The sequence below is a fragment of the Streptomyces sp. NBC_00370 genome (genome assembly GCF_036084755.1).
GTDB lineage: Bacteria > Actinomycetota > Actinomycetes > Streptomycetales > Streptomycetaceae > Streptomyces.
In genome coordinates this window covers 4,616,237-4,635,091 of the sequence record NZ_CP107968.1, presented here as the reverse complement: position 1 = coordinate 4,635,091, position 18,855 = coordinate 4,616,237, and the positions used below count along the sequence as shown (strand labels likewise).

At 73.0% G+C, this 18,855-nt stretch carries 15 protein-coding genes, 2 tRNA genes and 1 riboswitch; of the genes, 5 read left to right on the top strand and 12 right to left on the bottom strand.

Going from position 1 to position 18,855, the window contains the following annotated elements; genetic code table 11:
• Positions 1 to 78: 78 nt before the first annotated feature.
• The gene (locus OHS57_RS20695; RefSeq protein ID WP_328582957.1) at positions 79 to 2,187 is read right to left on the bottom strand and encodes an asparagine synthase-related protein; all 2,109 of its coding nucleotides are present in this window, start codon (positions 2,185 to 2,187) and stop codon (positions 79 to 81) included.
• Between the two features lie 575 nt (positions 2,188 to 2,762).
• On the opposite strand from OHS57_RS20695, the gene OHS57_RS20690 reads away from it, so the two are divergent.
• The 4 genes from OHS57_RS20690 to OHS57_RS20675 all read left to right on the top strand — a co-directional run bounded on the left by OHS57_RS20690 (position 2,763) and on the right by OHS57_RS20675 (position 8,624).
• On the top strand, positions 2,763 to 4,226 hold the full coding sequence (locus OHS57_RS20690; RefSeq protein ID WP_041986792.1) for a hypothetical protein: 1,464 nt from the start codon (positions 2,763 to 2,765) through the stop codon (positions 4,224 to 4,226).
• A 164-nt stretch (positions 4,227 to 4,390) separates the two neighbouring features.
• Positions 4,391 to 5,614: an L-2-hydroxyglutarate oxidase gene (gene lhgO, locus OHS57_RS20685; protein ID WP_041986795.1), complete on the top strand. Its 1,224-nt coding sequence runs from the start codon at positions 4,391 to 4,393 to the stop codon at positions 5,612 to 5,614.
• Between the two features lie 802 nt (positions 5,615 to 6,416).
• Positions 6,417 to 7,202 (top strand): tRNA (guanosine(46)-N7)-methyltransferase TrmB, encoded by a 786-nt coding sequence (gene trmB / locus OHS57_RS20680; protein ID WP_443043086.1) that lies wholly within the window; start codon positions 6,417 to 6,419, stop codon positions 7,200 to 7,202.
• Positions 7,203 to 7,277: 75 nt separating this feature from the next.
• The gene (locus tag OHS57_RS20675; RefSeq protein ID WP_078863501.1) at positions 7,278 to 8,624 is read left to right on the top strand and encodes a PrsW family intramembrane metalloprotease; all 1,347 of its coding nucleotides are present in this window, start codon (positions 7,278 to 7,280) and stop codon (positions 8,622 to 8,624) included.
• 26 nt (positions 8,625 to 8,650) lie between these two features.
• Here the strand turns inward: OHS57_RS20675 and OHS57_RS20670 are convergent, their stop codons facing one another.
• The 5 genes from OHS57_RS20670 to OHS57_RS20650 all read right to left on the bottom strand — a co-directional run bounded on the left by OHS57_RS20670 (position 8,651) and on the right by OHS57_RS20650 (position 12,981).
• On the bottom strand, positions 8,651 to 9,595 hold the full coding sequence (locus OHS57_RS20670) for an aldo/keto reductase (RefSeq protein ID WP_328582956.1): 945 nt from the start codon (positions 9,593 to 9,595) through the stop codon (positions 8,651 to 8,653).
• Between the two features lie 76 nt (positions 9,596 to 9,671).
• Entirely contained in the window at positions 9,672 to 10,748 is a 1,077-nt protein-coding gene (locus OHS57_RS20665; protein ID WP_041986805.1) for a M23 family metallopeptidase, read from the bottom strand.
• Positions 10,749 to 10,759: 11 nt separating this feature from the next.
• A riboswitch (cyclic di-AMP (ydaO/yuaA leader) is annotated at positions 10,760 to 10,915 on the bottom strand.
• Between the two features lie 293 nt (positions 10,916 to 11,208).
• On the bottom strand, positions 11,209 to 12,378 hold the full coding sequence (locus OHS57_RS20660; RefSeq protein ID WP_443043085.1) for a PP2C family protein-serine/threonine phosphatase: 1,170 nt from the start codon (positions 12,376 to 12,378) through the stop codon (positions 11,209 to 11,211).
• Positions 12,379 to 12,642: 264 nt separating this feature from the next.
• A tRNA-Met gene (locus OHS57_RS20655) sits at positions 12,643 to 12,716 on the bottom strand.
• Between the two features lie 64 nt (positions 12,717 to 12,780).
• Complete coding sequence (locus OHS57_RS20650; protein WP_063779629.1) at positions 12,781 to 12,981, bottom strand: hypothetical protein; 201 nt, start codon at positions 12,979 to 12,981, stop codon at positions 12,781 to 12,783.
• A 65-nt stretch (positions 12,982 to 13,046) separates the two neighbouring features.
• Here OHS57_RS20650 and OHS57_RS20645 point away from each other — a divergent pair, with 65 nt between their 5' ends.
• The gene (locus OHS57_RS20645) at positions 13,047 to 13,685 is read left to right on the top strand and encodes an HAD family hydrolase (RefSeq protein ID WP_041995498.1); all 639 of its coding nucleotides are present in this window, start codon (positions 13,047 to 13,049) and stop codon (positions 13,683 to 13,685) included.
• A gap of 35 nt (positions 13,686 to 13,720) precedes the next feature.
• Here the strand turns inward: OHS57_RS20645 and OHS57_RS20640 are convergent, their stop codons facing one another.
• The 6 genes from OHS57_RS20640 to OHS57_RS20615 form a co-directional block, all read right to left on the bottom strand.
• Positions 13,721 to 13,933, bottom strand: coding sequence for a hypothetical protein (locus OHS57_RS20640; RefSeq protein WP_041986810.1), 213 nt, complete (start codon positions 13,931 to 13,933; stop codon positions 13,721 to 13,723).
• A 128-nt stretch (positions 13,934 to 14,061) separates the two neighbouring features.
• Positions 14,062 to 15,786, bottom strand: coding sequence for a hypothetical protein (locus OHS57_RS20635; RefSeq protein WP_328582955.1), 1,725 nt, complete (start codon positions 15,784 to 15,786; stop codon positions 14,062 to 14,064).
• Entirely contained in the window at positions 15,783 to 16,511 is a 729-nt protein-coding gene (locus OHS57_RS20630) for an ABC transporter ATP-binding protein (RefSeq protein WP_041986815.1), read from the bottom strand. Before OHS57_RS20630 ends, OHS57_RS20635 begins: the two co-directional genes overlap by 4 nt.
• 363 nt (positions 16,512 to 16,874) lie before the next feature.
• Positions 16,875 to 16,948, bottom strand: a tRNA-Lys gene (locus tag OHS57_RS20625).
• A gap of 26 nt (positions 16,949 to 16,974) precedes the next feature.
• Positions 16,975 to 17,838 (bottom strand): helix-turn-helix domain-containing protein, encoded by an 864-nt coding sequence (locus OHS57_RS20620; RefSeq protein WP_328582954.1) that lies wholly within the window; start codon positions 17,836 to 17,838, stop codon positions 16,975 to 16,977.
• A 112-nt stretch (positions 17,839 to 17,950) separates the two neighbouring features.
• Entirely contained in the window at positions 17,951 to 18,841 is an 891-nt protein-coding gene (locus OHS57_RS20615; protein WP_241778509.1) for a metal ABC transporter permease, read from the bottom strand.
• Positions 18,842 to 18,855 lie beyond the last annotated feature (14 nt).

Sequence of the window (18,855 nt, the reverse complement as noted above, 5' to 3'; positions counted from 1 at the left end):
GGAGTCGCCCCGTGGCCGCCCGCCGGGCCCGCTCCACGGATGCGGCCGCTACGGATGCAGCGTCTACGGATGCGGCCGCTACGGATGCAGCGTCGGGCGCGGGATCACGCCTCCGGCCACCGCACGCTGGCGTGGCGCCGCCGTGCCCGTCCAGCACGTGCCCCTGCGGGACAGCAGACGGCGCAGCCACAGCTCCGTGGAGACCAGGTCGGCCAGGCCGTCCAGGGGGACCCTCTCGCCCTCCGCCGCCGCCCGCAGGGCCTTGCGGACCACTCGGGCCTCGATCAGGCCCGCGTCCGCCAGCAGGGGGGCGTCGAAGAGGGTGATGAGGTCGCCCACCGCCACGCGCAGTCCGGCGCGGGTGGCGGCGGCCGAGGTTTCGCGTGAGGTGGCGCCCCAGCCCTGCGGCAGGTCGTGGATGCCGGCCCCGGCGAGGACGGTGCGCAGGATCTCGGCGCGGGCGTCCGGCTGGACGCGGAGCGCTTCGGGGAGTTCGCGGCAGGCGCGGACGACCTGGTTGTCGAGGAACGGCGCGTGCAGGCGCTGGCTGCGGATCTCGGCGGCCTGTTCGAAGACGCGGTGGTCGGCCGCGTACCGGGCGAGCACGGCACGCGCGCGTGCCTCGCCCGGGCGCTGGACGGAGGTGGGGCGGATCGCGGCGGCGGTGAGCCGGGCCGCGACCTGGGCGAGTGCTTCGCCGGTGAGCCAGCGGGCGGCGGGGCCAGGCCGGGACCAGGTGAGGGCGGACAGCGCCGCGTTGACCGGTCCGTCGTACACGGGTGAGCCCGCCGCCCTGTTGGCGTCGGGGAGGCGGGCCGCCGCCTGTTCGAGGCCGGTGCGGTAGGGCGTACGGGCGAGTCTGCGCGCGGCCCGGTAGACGGTGAGCGGCACGAACAGCGAGGCGGGCGAGGCGCCTTCGGCCTTGACGAGTTCGGTGACGGGCCGCAGCAGGTTGCGTCTGCGCCGGTCGAGCAGCAGGTCCGCCATGCGCGCGGGGTGCGCGTCGAGGACTTCGCGCGCGCCGGCGCCGGTGAAGTGGTCGGCGCTGCCCGCGGCGAAGCGGCGCCGGTGCCGCTCGGCGGAGATGAGCGAGGGGCCGGGTTCGTCGGTGAGCGCGCCGTCGAGTTCGGCGTACGGCAGGGCCTCTTCGCCCGCGGCGACGACGACGTGGTGCAGCCGGGGGTTGGCGGCGATGATCCGGGCGCGTTCGAGTTCGGCCTCGTCGCGGCGGCCGGGCGCCAGGTCGTTGAAGGTGACGGCGAGCAGCCGCTCGCCCGCGCCCGTGCCGTGGCCGAGGACCGTGCCGGGCGCGCCGGGCAGCCCCGCGGCGAGCAGCGCGAGCGTGGCGGAGGCCGGGCCGCCGGACAGGTCGGCGCCGATGCCGGGGACGGGCGCCCCGCGTGCGGCGCGCCGGTCGGCGGGGCCCATGCCGGGGACGGGCCCCGGGTCGGGGGCCACGGTCTCGGGCGCGTGCCGCGGGGCGGTCAGCCGGGCACGTACGGCTTCGACGAGGGCGTCCCGTACGCCTTCGACGGCGCGGTCCGGGTCGCGCTGGGCCGCAGCGACGGCGAGCGAGGCGACCGGTTCGTAGCCGGTGATCTCGCGCGAGCCCTCGCGCAGGATCAGCGCGTGCCCCGGCGGGATGCGCTTGACGCCGTCGTAGGGGGTGGAGTCGCGCAGCGCCTCCGGGGTTTCGGGGCAGGCGAGGAGCGCGGCCAGGTGTCCGATGTCGAGTTGGGCCTCGATGAGGTCGGCGAGCGGCAGGGCGGCGGTGGCGTACGCGGTGCCGCCCGCCCACGGCGTGTAGAAGACGGGTCTCGCGCCCGCCAGGTCGCCGGCCACCGTTATCCGCCGGCCGATCTGGGCCACGGCCGTGTAACTGCCCGTCCAGGCCGTCAGATGGCGCAGGGCGCCGCCGCGCGCGGCGAAGAGCCCGAGACGCAGTTGCTCGTCCGTCGCGCCGCAGCAGCCCAGTACGGCAAGCCGGTTGAAGGCGTCGATGGACACGACGCGCACCTCGTCGGGCCGCCAGTCGCCGACGGCCCACAGCGGATCCGGGTCGCCCCACAGGAGTTGGGAGCCCACCGGGTGCACGGAACCCCCGTCGGACCCCTCGCCGACCGGCCCCACGGCACCCGCCGTGCCGAAGTGCGCGGCGATACTGCTCCACCCCACCAACCAGCGCATCGCCGCCTCCACAGCCTGTGGACAAAGTCGGGCGCGACCGAGGTACATGCCCGTTCGGGACCATGCTGCCACGACAAGTGGGCACAGGAGGGGCTACGGGGCGCGCGTACGGGAAAGTGAATGCGCCCCTGGCATGAGCCATTTGGCGAAGATTCGGCTGTCGGCGGACAGACAGCATTCAGCCAATCTCCGAACTCGGCACGGCGTCGATACACCGGCAAACGCTCGGTCCGGGAGGCGCGCCGCGCCTCCCGGACCGATCCACCGCCCGCGGGGATTGGGGCGGCGGTATCCCCCAGCCCACTGGTTCCAGTACGCAGTGGGCCGACCCACGCAGGTCTCATGGAAGCGCCACCGCTCCCTTCGGGCCAAGGCGCACGGCCGGGCGCACGGCCACACACCCGGAGCACGGTGCGCCGCCCCGCGATCTCCGCACGTACTCCCGTACGGACAACAATCCCGCCATCCGGAAGTCCGCCCCTTAACGGTCGGGATGTGGCGAACTACGCTGGGTTTACGAATGCCGCGCGCCTATGCCGCGACGCGGCGGCCGTCTGTGTGTCGAGGGGTGACGCATGTCCAGAGAGCTACGCGGGCCGAACGAAAAACTCGGCACCGTTCTCGCCCTCGCGGGAATCAGCAACGCCGGGCTCGCCCGGCGTGTCAACGACCTCGGAGCGCAGCGCGGTCTGACTCTTCGCTACGACAAGACCTCGGTGGCGCGCTGGGTGTCGAAGGGGATGGTCCCGCAGGGTGCGGCGCCCCATCTCATCGCCGCCGCCATCGGCGCCAAGCTCGGCAGGCCCGTACCGCTGCACGAGATAGGGCTGGCCGACGCGGATCCCGCGCCCGAGGTCGGTCTGGCCTTCCCCCGTGACGTGGGTGAGGCGGTCCGCTCGGCGACGGAGCTCTACCGGCTCGATCTCGCGGGCCGCAGGGCCGGCGGGGGCGGCATCTGGCAGTCGCTGGCCGGATCTTTCGCAGTGAGCGCTTACGCGACGCCCGCTTCACGGTGGCTGATAACACCCGCCGATTCCTCCGTCGCGCGTGACGCGGCGGTGGCGGAGGCGGCGCAGGGAGCGCACGGACAGGGCGGCGAGGCCTCGGGAGAGGTGTCGCCGCTGCGTGTCGGCCACAGCGACGTGGCGAAGCTGCGGGAGGCGGCGGCCGACGCGCGGCGCTGGGACTCCAAGTACGGCGGCGGCGACTGGCGTTCGTCGATGGTGCCCGAATGCCTGCGGGTGGACGCGGCTCCACTGCTGCTCGGGGCCTACAGCGACGAGGTGGGCCGGGGGCTGTTCGGTGCCACGGCCGAACTGACCAGGCTGGCCGGGTGGATGGCCTTCGACACCGGTCAACAGGAGGCGGCGCAGCGGTACTACATCCAGGCGCTGCGCCTGGCGCGCGCCGCAGCCGACGTACCGCTCGGCGGCTACGTCCTGGCGTCGATGTCGCTCCAGGCGACGTACCGGGGCTTCGCCGACGAGGGCGTCGACCTGGCCCAGGCGGCGCTGGAGCGCAACCGCGGTCTCGCCACGGCCCGCACGATGAGCTTCTTCCGGCTGGTGGAGGCACGGGCACACGCGAAGGCGGGCGACGCCGTCGCCGCCGGTGCCGCCCTGAAGGCCGCTGAGGGGTGGCTGGAGCGCTCGCGGCCCGGCGACGCGGACCCGAACTGGCTGGGCTTCTACTCGTACGACAGGTTCGCGGCGGACGCCGCCGAGTGCTACCGCGATCTGAAGGCGCCACGCCAGGTGCGGCGGTTCACCGAACAGGCGCTGTCCCGGCCGACGGAGGAGTTCGTACGGTCGCACGGCTTACGCCTGGTGGTGAGCGCGGTCGCCGAGCTGGAGTCCGGCAATCTGGACGCGGCGTGCGCGGCCGGCACCCGCGCCGTCGAGGTGGCGGGGCGCATCTCGTCGGCCCGCACCACCGAGTACGTACGCGACCTGCTGCACCGCCTCGAACCGTACGGCGACGAGCCGCGCGTCGCCGAGCTGCGCGAGCGGGCGAGGCCGCTGCTGGTGGCACCCGCGTAGCGGGTGCCGGTGGTCCGTGATTGCGGCCCCTGACGGCGGGGCACCCGATGGGGGCGCCGGTCGGAGCCGTCGGGCGCCGGTGTGCGTGGACCCGCCGTAACCACCGCCCGGTGCCGCGCGCTGTCAGTGGTCCGGTGCACTATCGGGGTGGGAGGTGGTGCGCCATGAGCGGGCGAGGACCTGCGGAGTTCGACTGCGACGTGCTGGTCGTCGGCGGCGGCATCGTCGGCCTGTCCACGGCGTACGCGCTCACCCGCGCGGCGCCGGACACCCGCGTCGTGGTGCTGGAGAAGGAGCGCGGCCCGGCGCGCCATCAGACGGGCCACAACAGCGGCGTGATCCACAGCGGGATCTACTACGCCCCCGGCTCGCTGAAGGCGCGGTACGCGGTCAGCGGGTCGGCCGAGATGGTCGCGTTCTGCGCCGAGCACGGCATCGCCCACGAGGTCACCGGCAAGCTGATCGTCGCGACGCGCCGCGACGAGCTGCCGAGGCTGCACGCGCTGGCCCAGCGCGGCAGGGAGAACGGCATTCCGGTGCGCGAGCTGGGCCGCACCCAGATCGGGGCGTTCGAGCCGCGGGTACGGGGCGTCGCGGCGATCCACGTCGGCTCGACGGGCGTGTGCGACTTCGTCGCCGTGGCGGCGCGGCTGGCCCAGGAGGCGGCGGCTGCGGGCGCCTCCGTGCGGTACGGCGCCGATGTGACGGCCGTCGACCGGCGCCCCTGGGGCGTCGCCGTCCGTACGGCGGCGGGCGAGGTCGTCAGGGCCCGCGCGCTGGTGAACTGCGCGGGGTTGCAGAGCGACCGGCTGGCGCGGCTCGCGGGCGACGACCCGGAGATGCGGATCGTCCCGTTCCGCGGGGAGTACTACGAGCTGGCCCGCCCCGAACTGGTCCGCGGGCTGGTCTATCCCGTGCCCGACCCGGCGTTCCCCTTCCTGGGGGTCCATCTGACGCGCGGTGTCGACGGCGGGGTGCACGTCGGGCCGAACGCGGTCCTGGCGCTGGCCCGTGAGGGCTACGGCTGGTCGGTGCTGCGCCCCGGCGAGCTGGCGGACACCCTGAGCTGGCCCGGCTCGTGGCGTACGGCACGGAGGCACTGGCGGTACGGCGCGGGCGAGCTGCACAGGTCGCTGTCGAAGCGCGCCTTCGCGACGGCGGTACGGCGGCTGCTGCCCGCCGTACGGGACGCCGACCTGCTGCCGTCCCCGGCCGGGGTGCGCGCCCAGGCGGTCCTGCGGGACGGCACGCTGGCCGACGACTTCCTGATCCGCGAGGCACCACGCACGGTCCACGTACTGAACGCCCCGTCCCCGGCCGCCACGGCGTCACTCCCGATCGGCCGCGAGGTGGCACGCCGAGCGCTGGCGGCGCTGGCGGACGCCTGACGGCTCGGGTGCGGGCCTGGGTTGCGGCCGTCGCCGGGAGCGGTGTCGCCGTCCGGCGGGGTTCGGGGTTGCGGGCCTGGGTTGCGGTGTCGCCGTCCGGCCGGGTTCGGGGCTGCCGGTCTCGGTCGCGGTGTCGCCGTCCGGCCGGGTTCGGGACTGCCGGTCTCGGTCGCGGTGTCGCCGGGGGCCGTTCCGGGGTCGGGGCTGCGGGCCTGGGTTGCGGTGTCGCCGTCCGGCGGGGTTCGGGGTTGCCGGTCTTGGTCGCGGTTGTCGCCGTCCGGCCGGGTTCGGGGTCGGCGCTGCCGGCCTTGGTCGCGGTGTCGCCGTCCGGCCGGGTTCGGGGCTGCCGGACTTGGTCGCGATGTCGTCGTCCGGCCGGGTTCGGGACTGCCGGTCTCGGTCCCGGTGTAGCCGTCCGGCCGGGTTCGGGGTCGGCGCTGCCGGTCTTGGTCGCGGTGTCGCCGTCCGGTCGGATTCGGGGCTGCCGGACTTGGTCGCGGTGTCGTCGTCCGGCGCGGCTCGGGGCTGCCGGTCTTGGTTGCGGTGGTTGCCGGGTGTCGTTCCGGGGTCGTGTCCTGCGCTGCATGATTTACGGCGCGGTACACGCCCGACGCGGAGCCACCGCCGAGTCGCGCCACAAATCACGCTCTACGCTCCGGACACCACCCCTGCACGACCCCCTTCAGCCCCCGCCCCACGGGCGCTCTCGGGCCACCGGACGGCCGCCAAGGTCGCGGGTTTCTCGGTCGCTTCGGCGCTCCGTAGAATCGACCGCATTGTGTCCGAGCCTGAGAAGACCGAGATGACCCCGCTGATCCCCACCGAGCCGGAGGACCGGCTGCGTGCCGCGAGCCGGATGTTTCCTGACGGGACCGGGCCGGCCGCCGATCCCGCCGGGGCGCACTTCGAGCGGCGGATCCGCAGCTTCCAGCCGCGCCGCAGCCGGGTCACGACAGGTCAGGCCGACGTGCTGCGGCGGCTGTGGGCCGACTGGGGCCTGGACATCGACGGACAGCGGGTCCTCGACCTGCCGGAGATGTTCGGCGGGCTGCCGGTTGTCCTGGAGATCGGCTTCGGCATGGGCGAGGCGACGGCCGCGATGGCCGAGGCCGACCCCGGCACCGGGATCCTCGCCGTGGACGTGCACACCCCGGGACAGGGCAACCTGTTCCGTCTCGCCGAGCAGAACGGCCTGTCCAACATCCGGGTCGCCAACGGTGACGCGGTGATCCTGCTCAGGGAGATGCTGCCGAGCGCCTCGCTCGCCGGGATCCGCGTCTACTTCCCCGACCCGTGGCCCAAGAAGCGGCACCACAAGCGGCGGCTGATCCAGCCCGAGTTCCTCGACCTCGCCGCCGCCCGGCTGAAGCCGGGCGCCGTGCTGCACTGCGCGACCGACTGGGAGCCGTACGCCGAGCAGATGCTGGACGTCATCAGCGCCCATCCCGGCTTCGAGAACACCAGCCCGGACGGCGGCTACGCCCCGCGCCCCGCGTTCCGGCCGCTGACCCGGTTCGAGGGGCAGGGGCTCGACAAGGGGCATGCCGTGCACGACCTGCTGTTCCGCCGCACGGGCACCGACGCGTAACCTCGCCGGCCATATCCGGCCGCACCCGCTCCAGGCACCATCGCGGGTGTCGGCGGCGCTCGTTAGGGTCAACAGGTGCCAGAACCGTCCCCGCAGAGCGTCGAGCCGCAGCCCCCGATCCCCGTCGCCGAGGTGTGGGACCGCAGCGGTGAGCTGTGGGGCGCGGTGCCGGAGCCCGTGCGCCGGCGGCGCTACTGGCCCGGCCGGGCGTTCTGGCACAGCAAGGCGGTACGCGCCGGTGTGGTGATCACCCTGCTGGCGCTCTGCGGTCTGGTGATCCTGACGCTGGTCAGGCACGAGACGGGCACCCAGGGCTTTCTGGTGGGCCTCGGCCTGGCCGTGCTGCCCGTGCCGCTGCTGATGGCGGCCTTCCGCTGGCTGGAGCGGGTCGAGCCGGGCCCGTGGCGCAATCTGCTGTTCGCCTTCGCCTGGGGCGCCTGCGCGGCCGCGCTGGTCGCGATCATCGCGAACTCCTTCGCGACCCACTGGATAGCCACGGCGACAGCCGACCCCGCGGGTGCCGAGTCCCTCGGCGCGACGGTCGTGGCGCCGGTCGTCGAGGAGAGCGCGAAGGCGGCGGCCGTCCTGCTGATCTTCCTCTTCCGAAGACGCGACTTCACCGGCCTGGTGGACGGCGCGGTGGTCGCCGGCTTCACCGCGACCGGCTTCGCCTTCACCGAGAACATCCTCTACCTCGGCAACGCCTTCGGCGAGGACCGGGACTTCGGCCAGACGGGCTTCGCGACGTACACCGTCGCCACGTTCTTCGTACGGATCGTCATGTCACCGTTCGCGCACCCGCTGTTCACGGTCATGACCGGCATCGGCTTCGGGCTCGCCGCGCTGGCGCCCCCGCACCGCAAGCTCCGCCGCCTCGGGCTGCCGCTGCTCGGCCTGCTCCTGGCGATGGGCATGCACGCCCTGTGGAACGTGTCGTCGTCCGCCTTCGGCCCGTACGGCTTCTACGCGGTCTACGGCATGTTCATGTTCCCCGTCTTCGGCCTGGTGACCTGGCTGGTGATCTGGGCCAGACAGCGCGAGCTGCGCACCGTCGCCGCGCAGCTGCCCGCGTACGCGGCGGCGGGCTGGCTGGGGACGGCCGAGCCGGCCGCGCTGTCCTCGATGCGGGCCCGCACCATGGCGCGGGACTACGCGGGCCGTACGTACGGCACGACGGCCGCGCGGGCGGTCACCGAGTACGAGGTGACGGCGACCTCCCTGGCGTTCCTGCGCCACCGCGCCGGGCGCGGTCTCGCCGTCGGCGACTTCGCCGAGCGCGAGCGGGAGCTGCTGGACCGGCTGTGGGAGCGGAAGGAGCTGGCGGGGCCCGCGCTCACCTACGCGGCGCGGGCCACGGGCCGGGTCTGGGTGCCGCCGCCGTACGTCGACTACGACGGCTACAACCCGTACCGCCAGTACTGAGCCCGGATACCCGGGCCGCGGCGCCCCTACGCCGAGGCCGCCGTCAGCTCCGCGAGTTCTTCCGGCGTCAGTTCGAGATCCGCGACCGCCAGCAGCGACGGCAGCTGCTCGACCGTACGCGCGGAGGCGAGCGGCACAGCGACGGTCGGCTGCGCGGCCAGCCAGGCCAGCGCCACGGTCGCGACCTCGGCGCCGTGCGCCCCCGCGACCCGGTCGAGCGCGGCGAGGACCCGGGGACCACGGTCGGTGTTCAGATATTCGGCCGCGCCCTCGCTGCGTACGCTCTCGACGGTCGTGCCGGGCCGGTACTTGCCGGTCAGGAAGCCGCGGGCGAGCGAGAAGAACGGCACGGCGGCCAGCCCGTGCCGGGCGACGACGTCCCGCAGTTCGCCCTCGTAGCTGTCCCGCGAGACGAGGTTGTAGTTGACCTGGAGCGCCGCATAGCGGGCCAGGCCCTCCTTCTCGGCGAAGGTGACGGACTCGGACAGCCGCTCGGGCCCGATCTGGGAGGCGGCCACCGCGCGGACCTTGCCCTCCTTCACCAGCTGGTCGAGGGTCGTGACGATGTCCTCGACGGAGACGCTCGTGTCGTCGACATGCGTGTAGTACAGGTCGATGTAGTCGGTACGCAGTCGGCGCAGCGAGTCCTCGACCGCCGCCTTGATGTTCGCCGGCGCGAGCCCCTTGCGCTTCGGGTGGCTGGCGACCTTGGTGGCGATCAGGACGTCGGAGCGGTTGCCGCGTGAGGCGACCCAGTCGCCGATGATGGTCTCGGACTCGCCGCCCTCGTTGCCGTCGACCCAGGCGGTGTACGAGTCGGCGGTGTCGATGAAGTTGCCGCCCGCCGCCGTGTACGCGTCCAGTACGGCGAAGGACTGTGCCTCGTCGGCGCCCCAGCCGAAGACGTTGCCGCCGAGGGCCAGCGGGGAGACGTGGAGGTCGGAGGTGCCCAGCTTTCGCAGATCGGTCATTCGTCCATTGAACGCCGAAAGACCGACGACTCCGACGTCGGGGGGTGAGCGCCGGAGCCGCCGGGGTCTGGTGGGGTCAGGGGTTGATGCCCCTGGCCTGCAGCCATCCGTTCGGGTCGATACCGGTGCCGTCCGGGGTGTGCACCTCAAGGTGCAGATGCGGCCCGGTCACGTTGCCGGTCGCGCCGACGCGGCCGATCACATCGCCGGTGGTGACCTTCTGGCCCGCTGTGACGGTCATCGAGGACTGGTGGCAGAACCACAGCTCCGTGCCGTCCTCCAGCTCCAGGACCGTGCGGTAGCCGTACGAGCCGGCCCAGCCGGCCGACTTGACGGTAGCGCTGTGGATGGCCTTGATCGGGGTGCCCGTGGGCGCGGCGAAGTCCAGTCCCGTGTGGTAGCCGGAGGCCCACATGGAGCCGGCCTCACCGAAGGTGGAGGTGATCGTGTACGAGGCGACGGGGAGGGTGTAGCTGGAGGCGAGCTTCGCGAGCCGGAGCTCCTCGGCCTTCTTCTTGGCCGCTTCCTCCGCCTTCTGCTTCGCCTCTTCGACCTTCTTCTGGGCCTCGGTCTGCTGCTTCTTCGCCTCGGCCTCGGCCTGCTTCGCCGCGGTGGTCTCGGCGGCCGCCTGGGCCGCCTGGTCGGCCTCCGCCTGCTGGTGCTCGGCCTGCTGGAGGATCCGGGCCCGCAGGGCCTCGCCCGCGTCGCCGCCGGCGGTCGCGCCGTGCTGGACCGCGGAGCTCGCCACCAGGTCCGTGCCGCCGAGGGGGGCGCTGGCCAGGATGTTCGGCTCGGTCTCGTCCGGCAGCAGCGCGCTCACACCGGGCAGCGACTTGGCGTCCGGGATGTGGTCGGTTATCGCGTCCGGCAGCGAGATGGAGACCGCGGGCTTCTCCTGCGCCGTGGCGATACCGCCGGCGCCGACGGCGGCGATGACACCGACACCGAGGACCGTGGAGCTGCGGGCGAGTCCGTTGCGCTGCTTGGCGACGCGATGCCTGCCGCGTACCGGGAGGACGGACTCCTCGGTGGGATTCCACTCACCGGTGGGATTCCAGTCGCCCCAGGCCCCGTCCGGCGGGGCTTCGGTGGCGAGGCCGCCGAAGGGAGATGTTTCGAGGGAGGCCTCGGGGGCAGGCTTGTTGGACGCCACTGGGGCGCTCTCCTTTCCTTCCTTCTCGCCTACCGGGTTAGCTGACGGGTTCGGAGCAGGAAGGTCTCCTACGGGTGCGACTCGCTGCTTTGCGGCAGCAAGAAACTCCCGATTCACCCCAATTGTTGGTTCCCCGGTTCCCTTGCGGGATTCGGCGCGTGCGCACGGCGCCATCTCTGACGACGGCTGGGACGACCGCGCTGCGTTATCGAACGTTAATAGAGACCAGGCCGTTATTCCAAGCTGTTCCCGGTGATCGTTAACAAGTTCGCATCGGACGTAACAGGACACATGCAGGCGCAAGTGGGCGAGTTGACGGGTTTACGGACCCACACGTGTTTCTGATGGTGTGTCAGTAGTTATGCGCAGGGGCGCCGTTCGAACACGGAAGGTAGCGGGACGGGATCCGGACAGGATCCGGCGAGCGATACGCGCGATCTACGGCACGACCAGCGCGGCCCTACGGCACGACCGGCATCGTTCTGCGCCGCTCGGGCTGCCCCTCCGCCGGCCTGCTGACCGCGAGCAGCGCCATGTCGTCGTTGGGGCCGCCGCCCGTGTGCACCCGTACGTCGCCGATCATCGCGTCGAGCAGTTCGTCGGGCCCCGGGAAGATCACCCCGTCCAGCCGGCCGCGCGGGTCGTAGAAGACGCCCTGCCGGTCACGCGCCTCGGAGAGGCCGTCCGTGTAGAAGAGCAGCGTCGCGCCCGTCGGGTAGTCGATCTCGTCGGCGCGGTCCGGCCACCCGCCCAGCTCGGCCATCCCCAGCGGCAGCGCGAACTCGGTCGGCGAGAGCATCAGCGCGGCGCCGTCGGCGAACAGCATCAGCGGCTCGGGGTGCCCCCGGTTGATCAGCCGCACGACGTCCTTGCCGTGCGGGATCTCGGCCAGCACGGCGGTGGTGAACCCCTCGAAGAGATCGATGGTGCCGCGCCGCGCGCCCTCGCGGGTCATGGCGCGCTCCAGCCGCTGCGCGACCCCCTCCAGCGAGCTCTCCTGCTCCGCCGCCTCCCGGAAGGCGCCGATGACCACGGACACCGTCTCGACGGCCCCGAGCCCCTTGCCCCGCACGTCGCCGACGACCAGCCGTACGCCGTGCGGGGTGTCCTGTACGGCGAACAGGTCTCCCCCGATGAACGCGCCCTCCTGCGCCGCCTCGTACCGCGCGGCGATGTGCAGCCCGCCGATCCGGTCGGCGGGCGTCGGCAGGACGGCGCGCTGGGCCGTCTCGGCGATGATCCGGGCAGAGGTCAGCCGCTCGTTGGTGCGGCGGACGATGCGGTTGATGGCGAGCGCGAGGACGGAGACCACCAGGATCGTCAGCAGCTCGGTGAACGCCTGGAGTCTGAAGAGCCCGTCCCCGAAGACGCGCAGCACGATGTCGATCGCCACGGCGGCGGTGCCCGTCAGCAGGGTGCCCGTCAGGGTGAAGAAGGGCGCGGCGACCAGCGGGGCCGCGGCGAAGAAGGGGGACGCGGTGAAGCGGGTGGGGGTCGCCGAGTCGAAGACGACCCCGACGAAGATGACGAAAGCCGGCATACAGCGCACGATCCAGCGCGCGCGGGGGCTCTGGTCGCCGTCCGCGCGTTGCACTCTGCGCGCTGCCGGAGTCTTACGGCTCCCAAGCATCCCCACCAGTTGTCTCTCCTGCCGCTCCGGCTACGGTCGCGGACGGTACCGCGCCCCACCAAGGCTGGCCGCTGCCGCGCCGGGCTGCGACCCGCATCGACCGAGTGGGCTACCGGCACGCCCGGCGAAGATCCGGCCGTCCACTCCGACGATCCGCCCCTCGGCCGGACGACGCAAGCTCTGACAGCGAGCTCTTGCGCCTGGTCGGGCGGCGGAATCACCGAAGGCCCGGATCCAGTGTGGATCCGGGCCTTCGGTGGTGAGTAGCGGGGGCAGGATTTGAACCTACGACCTCTGGGTTATGAGCCCAGCGAGCTACCGAGCTGCTCCACCCCGCGTCGGTAAACCCAACTCTACGGCATCCCGATCAAGATCATCTCCACTCTCGGGCTGCCACGGTTTTCAGGCCGCCGTCACGACCTCGGCCTTCACCGCCGCCGACCACTCCACCAGCAGTCGCTGATAGCGCTCCTGCTCGGCCGGCGAGAGGCCGGCACCTGCCTGCGCCCAGAGGGCGCGGATCTCCGAATTGACGACGGCCGCGGACCGCACGGAACCGCGGGCGCGGGAAGAACGCGAAGAAGCGGACGGATAAGCGAACATGGGAGCAAGGCTACGGCCAGCCACTGACAATCGGCGGAGAGTCGCACCCTAGGGTTGGACCGGTGATTGAAACCATCGTGTTCGACGTCGGCGAGACCCTCGTTCGCGACGACCGCTACTGGGCCTCCTGGGCCGACTGGCTGGGCGTTCCCCGGCACACCATGTCCGCTCTCGCCGGGGCGGTGACCGCGCAGAACAGGGAAGCGACCGACGCCCTGCGCCTGATCAAACCGGGTATGGACGTGGCCGAGGCGTACCGCGCGCGGGAGAGCGCGGGGCGCGGCGAGCATCTGGACGAGTCCGACCTCTACCCCGACGTACGCCCCGCGCTCGCCGGGCTCCAGGCGCTCGGTGTCCGGGTCGTCCTCGCGGGGAACCAGACGGTCAGGGCGGGCGAACTGCTGCGCGGCCTCGACCTGCCCGTCGACCTGGTCGCCACGTCGGCCGAGTGGGGCGCCGCCAAACCGCTGCCGGAGTTCTTCGCGCATGTCGTCGAGGTGGCACAGGCGCCGGCCGACCGGACGCTGTACGTCGGCGACCACCCCGCGTACGACCTGTTCCCCGCCCGCAGGGCCGGGCTGCGCACCGCGCATCTGCGGCGCGGGCCGTGGGGCTTCCTGTGGGCGGACGACCCGGATGTGGTCGAGGCGGCGGACTGGCGCGTCAACGGCCTGACGGAGCTGGCGGCCATCGTGGCGGAGTGAATGCGGAGAGAGACGCAGGCGTCAGCCCGAGGACGTCAGTTCGAGCCGTACTCGTGCGGGAGGCCGCCCTGCCACTCCACCCAGCCCGGATCGTCGAGCAGATCGAAGGCGTCGGGCAGGCCGGCCAGCCGCAGGAACTCGACCAGGTGGTCGTCCGAGTGGGCGAGTCCCATGATCTGCCCGCGGACGGTGACCCGCCGGCCGCCTGTCCCGGACGCCCGGTGTACGACGATCGGTGCATCACTCATAGGCCCAAGAGTGCGACGATCCTGGCCGCTCCGCAGCCTCTCGGGGCTTTTCTTTTCCCCTGGACCCCGCCGATTCCGTCACACCCCACCCGGGGCCGCCCCGCGCTCCACCCCACGTCACGGCGCCGCTACTGAGCGTAGAGCCGCCGCGCCCTGCCGCAGGTCCAGCTGAGGGCGCCGGCCGTCGCCGCCGCCACCAGCGCCGCCGAGACGACGAGCGCGGTCGGGTGCGCCGTACCGCCGGACAGGTAGTACACGGCGGGGGCCAGCGCCGTGCAGATGACCAGCGGCGCCCGTACGTACCAGAGCAGCACCTGCACCGGCGCCGTGTTGCCCATCATCGTGTCGGTCCCGATGAACAGCGCCTGCGGCATGCTCCCCCGGTTCGCCGACACCAGCGCGGCGCCCACCAGCGCGGGCGCCGACACGAGGACGGCGACGCCGGGCATGACCGGCAGCCCGAGCAGGGCCAGTACGCCGCAGCCGACCGCCGCCGTACCGGCCAGGGCGGCCGTCGGCAGCAGCGCGTGGCGCAGCATCAGCGAGGGGTACGGGTACGGCAGCAGCCGGGAGCGGCGCAGATCGTCCGCCTCCGTCCAGGCCGGTTCGACCCAGCGGCCCGCCGCCAGATAGCCGAAGACCAGCGTGGCGGCGAGGGCGCAGAGCCGCGCGGCGGTCGTGTCGGCGGCGACGGCCGTCGAGGAGGCGGCGAAGGCGGCGGTCCACCACGCCAGGCCCCAGCCCGCCTGGGCGGGGGCCGCGGTCAGGGCGACGGCGTCGCGCCAGGGGATCAGCAGGCTGCGGCGGCGTGGCGGCCGTGGGCTCCAGCGGGCCCGGTCCACGTGCGTGTCTCCCGCGCCCGCGCGGGCGGCGAGCCGCAACCGGCGCAGGTCCGCCGTGCCGACCGCGGCGGCGATGCCGTCGGCCGTACGGGCGCGCTCGCGCAGGAACTCGCCGCTGATCAGCGGCGCCTGCCGGCCCGCCCACAGCGCGCAGCCGACGGCCGAGCCGACCAGCAGCACCGCGGCAAGCAGCCAGCCCACCCCGGACACGACGGCGTTGCCGCCCGTCGCGAGGACGAGAGTGTGCGCGGCCCAGCCCCACGGCCCCGACCACAGCGCCACGTTCTCCAGCGGCCCACTGCGGTGTCCGTACCAGGCGAGTACGGCCTGGAGGACGAAGAGCACGGCGAGGGCGCTCAGCAGCAGCGTCCACCAGGCGCTCCCGCGCCCGCCGCGCACGGCGACGAACGCCGAGGCGCTCACGGTCAGTACGCCGAAGGCGCCGCCGGCGAGCGCCCCGGCCAGCAGGTCGACGGGGAACGGGCCGAGCCCCGCCAGGCACAGGCTCAGCCCGCCGAACGCGCCGAGCAGCACACCGCCGACGGCGCCCTTGGCGACGGCGGCCCGGAACTTGGGCCGCAGCAGCCGGTCCCAGCGCACCGGCAGCGGCAGCAGCCAGTCGACGGTGAGCGCGTCGAGCAGGACGGGGCCGCGCCAGCGCGCGGTGCGCAGCACGGCGAGCAGCGCGAGGACGCAGACGGCCGTCGCCGCGTACGGCAGAGCGGCCTGCCAGGGGATGTCGGGCCGGGCGACCTGCGCGTGGAACGTGCCGTCCTGGATGACCTGGATGGTGTAGAAGCCGCCGTACGTGCCGACCATCAGGACCGTGACGTACACGGCGAAGGCGGTGTCCCGGCGCTGCTGGGCCCGCGCGTCGGCTCGTATGCGGCGCAGATGGGCGAGGGTGTCGTCGGTGAGTTCGTCCCAGTACGCGTCGTGGTCAGCGGGCAGTGCCTCGTCGTCGTCCTCGGGCAGGGCGTCGCCGGCCAGCGTTGTCTCGGCCGCGCTCACAGGGTCAGCTCGGCCAGGACGGCGGCGGGGTCGCCGGAGTTGAGCACTCTGCCCTCGTCCAGGACGACCACCCGGTCCGCCGTCCGCAGGGCCAGATCCGTGTGGTGGGTGGCGACGAGCACGGCGACCCCGTCCTCCTTCTCGGCCCGCAGCTGCTCGGCCAGCCGGCCACGGGCGCCGGGGTCGAGGCGCTGTTCCGGCTCGTCGAGGATGAGCAGCTCGCGCGGCCGGACGAAGGCGGTGGCCAGCAGCAGGGACTGGAGCTGGCCCGAGGACAGCGCTGAAGGGTAACTGTCGGCGTGCGCCCCGAGCCCCCGGTCGGCGAGCGCCCGGTCGGCCCACTCCCCCGCCTCGTCGCCGACGCCCTGTGCGATGGCCACCAGCAGCAGATGCGCCCGCGCCGTGAGATCGGGGTAACAGGCGACGGTGTCACCGACCACGGCAACCCGCGCGCGGGTGGTCGGGTCCTCCTCGCGCATCTTCCGCCCGTCGAACTCGACCCGCCCCGCCGTCGGCTGCTCCCGGCCCGACGCCAGCCGCAGCAGGGTGGACTTGCCGGACCCGTTCGCACCGACGAGCGCCACGCACTCACCGCGCTCCAGCGTGAGATCGACGGGCGCGAGCGCCAGCCGGCTCCCGTAACTGCGCGCGGCACCCCGCAGCCGCAGCAGCGGCTGCCGGGCACTGTCGGCGAGGCTCCTGCCCCCTGCTGTCCCGTCGGCCATGAGCCACTTCCCGTCCGGTGGAGAGCGGGCACACGGCGGTCGGCGGCCCCACTGCCCACCAGTGTGCGCCACCGCCCTGCGGCCGCCGGCGGGGCGGGGTCAACCCAGGGCGCCCCCTGTCATCTATCCGGGCCGAAGACACACATAGCCGACGCCTGTTCGCACGTGATCTGAATACTCAGGCCCAGGACGTGCTGAGAGTGACGTGCCGAAAGTCGGGAGGCCCCATGGCGTGCACCAAGTGCGGCGGGCAGATGACGCGTACGCAGGACGGCTGGTACATCTGCTACCCCTGCGGCACCAGCCAGCCCGCCTGAAACGCGGACGGCGCCAGGTCAGACCCGTCTGACCTGGCGCCTCACGTAGGCCGTGTGGGACTTGAACCCACAACCAACGGATTAAAAGTCCGCTGCTCTGACCAATTGAGCTAACGGCCCGCACCCCGAAGCATAGTGGGGCGCGGTCAGAGCTCTTTGCGGAGGGCGGTCAGGATCTGCTTCGTGCGGGCGGCGGTCTCCGCGTGGGCGACCATGCGGTCCATGGCCTCCATGTGTCCCGCGACCTCGTCCGGCTCGTCGAGATAGAGCGCGCCCGTCAGATACTCGATGTACACCATGTCGGGCAATTCGGGCACGGCGAAGCGGAAGAGTACGAAGGGGCTGTACGTCCCCGCGTGGTGGCCGGCGGCGAACTCGGCTATCTGCAGGGTCACATTCGGCAGTTCCGTGGCCTCCAGGAGCCGTTCCACCTGTTCGCGCATGACCGCCGGCGAACCGACCGTCCTGCGCAGGACCGTCTCGTCCAGTACCGCCCAGAACGCGGGCGCGTCCTCGGATCGGGTCAGCAGGGACTGGCGCCGGGTGCGCAGTTCGACATGGCGGTCGACGCGGTCCAGGTCCAGCCGGCCCATCGCGCCGGCGATCAGCACCTCGCGTGCGTACGCCTCGGTCTGGAGCAGTCCCGGCACGAAGTGCGGCTCGTAGCAGCGGATCGTCATCGCGGCCTCTTCGAGGCTGACATAGCCGCTGAACCACTCGGGCAGTACGTCGTAGAACCGCTGCCACCAGCCCGGCTGGTTCGCCTCGTCCGCCAGCCGCAGAAAGGTCTCCATGTCGACGTCGGCGACACCGTAGGCGGGCAGCAAGGTCTGGACATACGGAATCTTCAGCGAGACCTCCGCCATCTCCATCCGGCGCACCGTCCCGACGGTCACCCGCAGCAGCTTGGCCGCCTTCTCACGGCTGAAGCCCGCGTTCTCGCGCAAGGCACGTAACTGCCTGCTGAGCACGAGCTGACCGATCGTCGGAGCCGACCTGGGCTCGCTCACATCACACCCCCGGGCGGTGAAAGATGCGCGCAGTCTGCCACAGCTCAACTCCGCTCAGTACATGGCCTTTTCGGCCGGGGCCGCGCCTTGCCGGGTCCGGGCGTGTGACCTGCTACGGCGTAAGCGGAAGGCGCAGCGAACCGCGCGCGCCGCCCCGTGCGCCGAGGGCGTACGCCGCGCCGTACACCGCCGTGGCCGCCGCCATGACGCCGAAGCTCGGCGGCACGCCGGGCACCGCGTAACTCAGCCCGAGCCCGGCCCACATCTCGGCGACGGCGAGCCCGGCCGACAGGGCGAGCGCGCGGTACGGCCGGTCGGTGAGCCGCTGGGCCGCGCCGGCGGGCGCCGCGAGCATGCCGAGCAGCAGCAGCGAACCGACGGCCTGGGTCGCCTCAGCCGCGCACGCGCCCACCAGCACCAGGAACACGAAGCCCAGCAGCCGTACGGGCACCCCGCGCGCCGCCGCGACCGCCTCGTCCACGGACGCGAACAGCAGCGGCCGGGCGATGGCGACGACGGCCGCGCAGATACCGGCGGCGACCAGGGCAGCGGTCAGTGCCTGCCCCGCGGAGAGCCCGAAGACCGAGCCGAAGAGGACGTTGACCCCGGCGCCGCCGTTCCCCGCGCTGCGCGAGGTCGTGTAGAGGGTGAGGAAGAAGACGCCGAGGCCGAGGATCCAGCTGAAGACGGAGCCGATGGCCACGTCGTCGGCCCGGCCACCGCGCCCCAGGGTCCCGAGCAGCAGCGCGACGGCGATGGTCGCCGCGAACAGGCCGAGCCGCAGGTCGTAGCCGAGGGCGAGCGCGGCGAGCGCGCCCGTGAAGGACACATGGCTGAGCGCGTCGCCGGTGAACACCTGGGCGCGCAGTACGAGGAAGTAGCCGACGAGCCCCGAGGCGGCGGCGATGGCGGTGCCGGCGAGCAGCGCGTGCTGGAAGTACGGGTGCGTCAGCGCCCCGGCCCAGCCGGGCGCGGCGATGACCTGTCCGGCGCTCGTGCCCACGCCCGTGCCCGGCC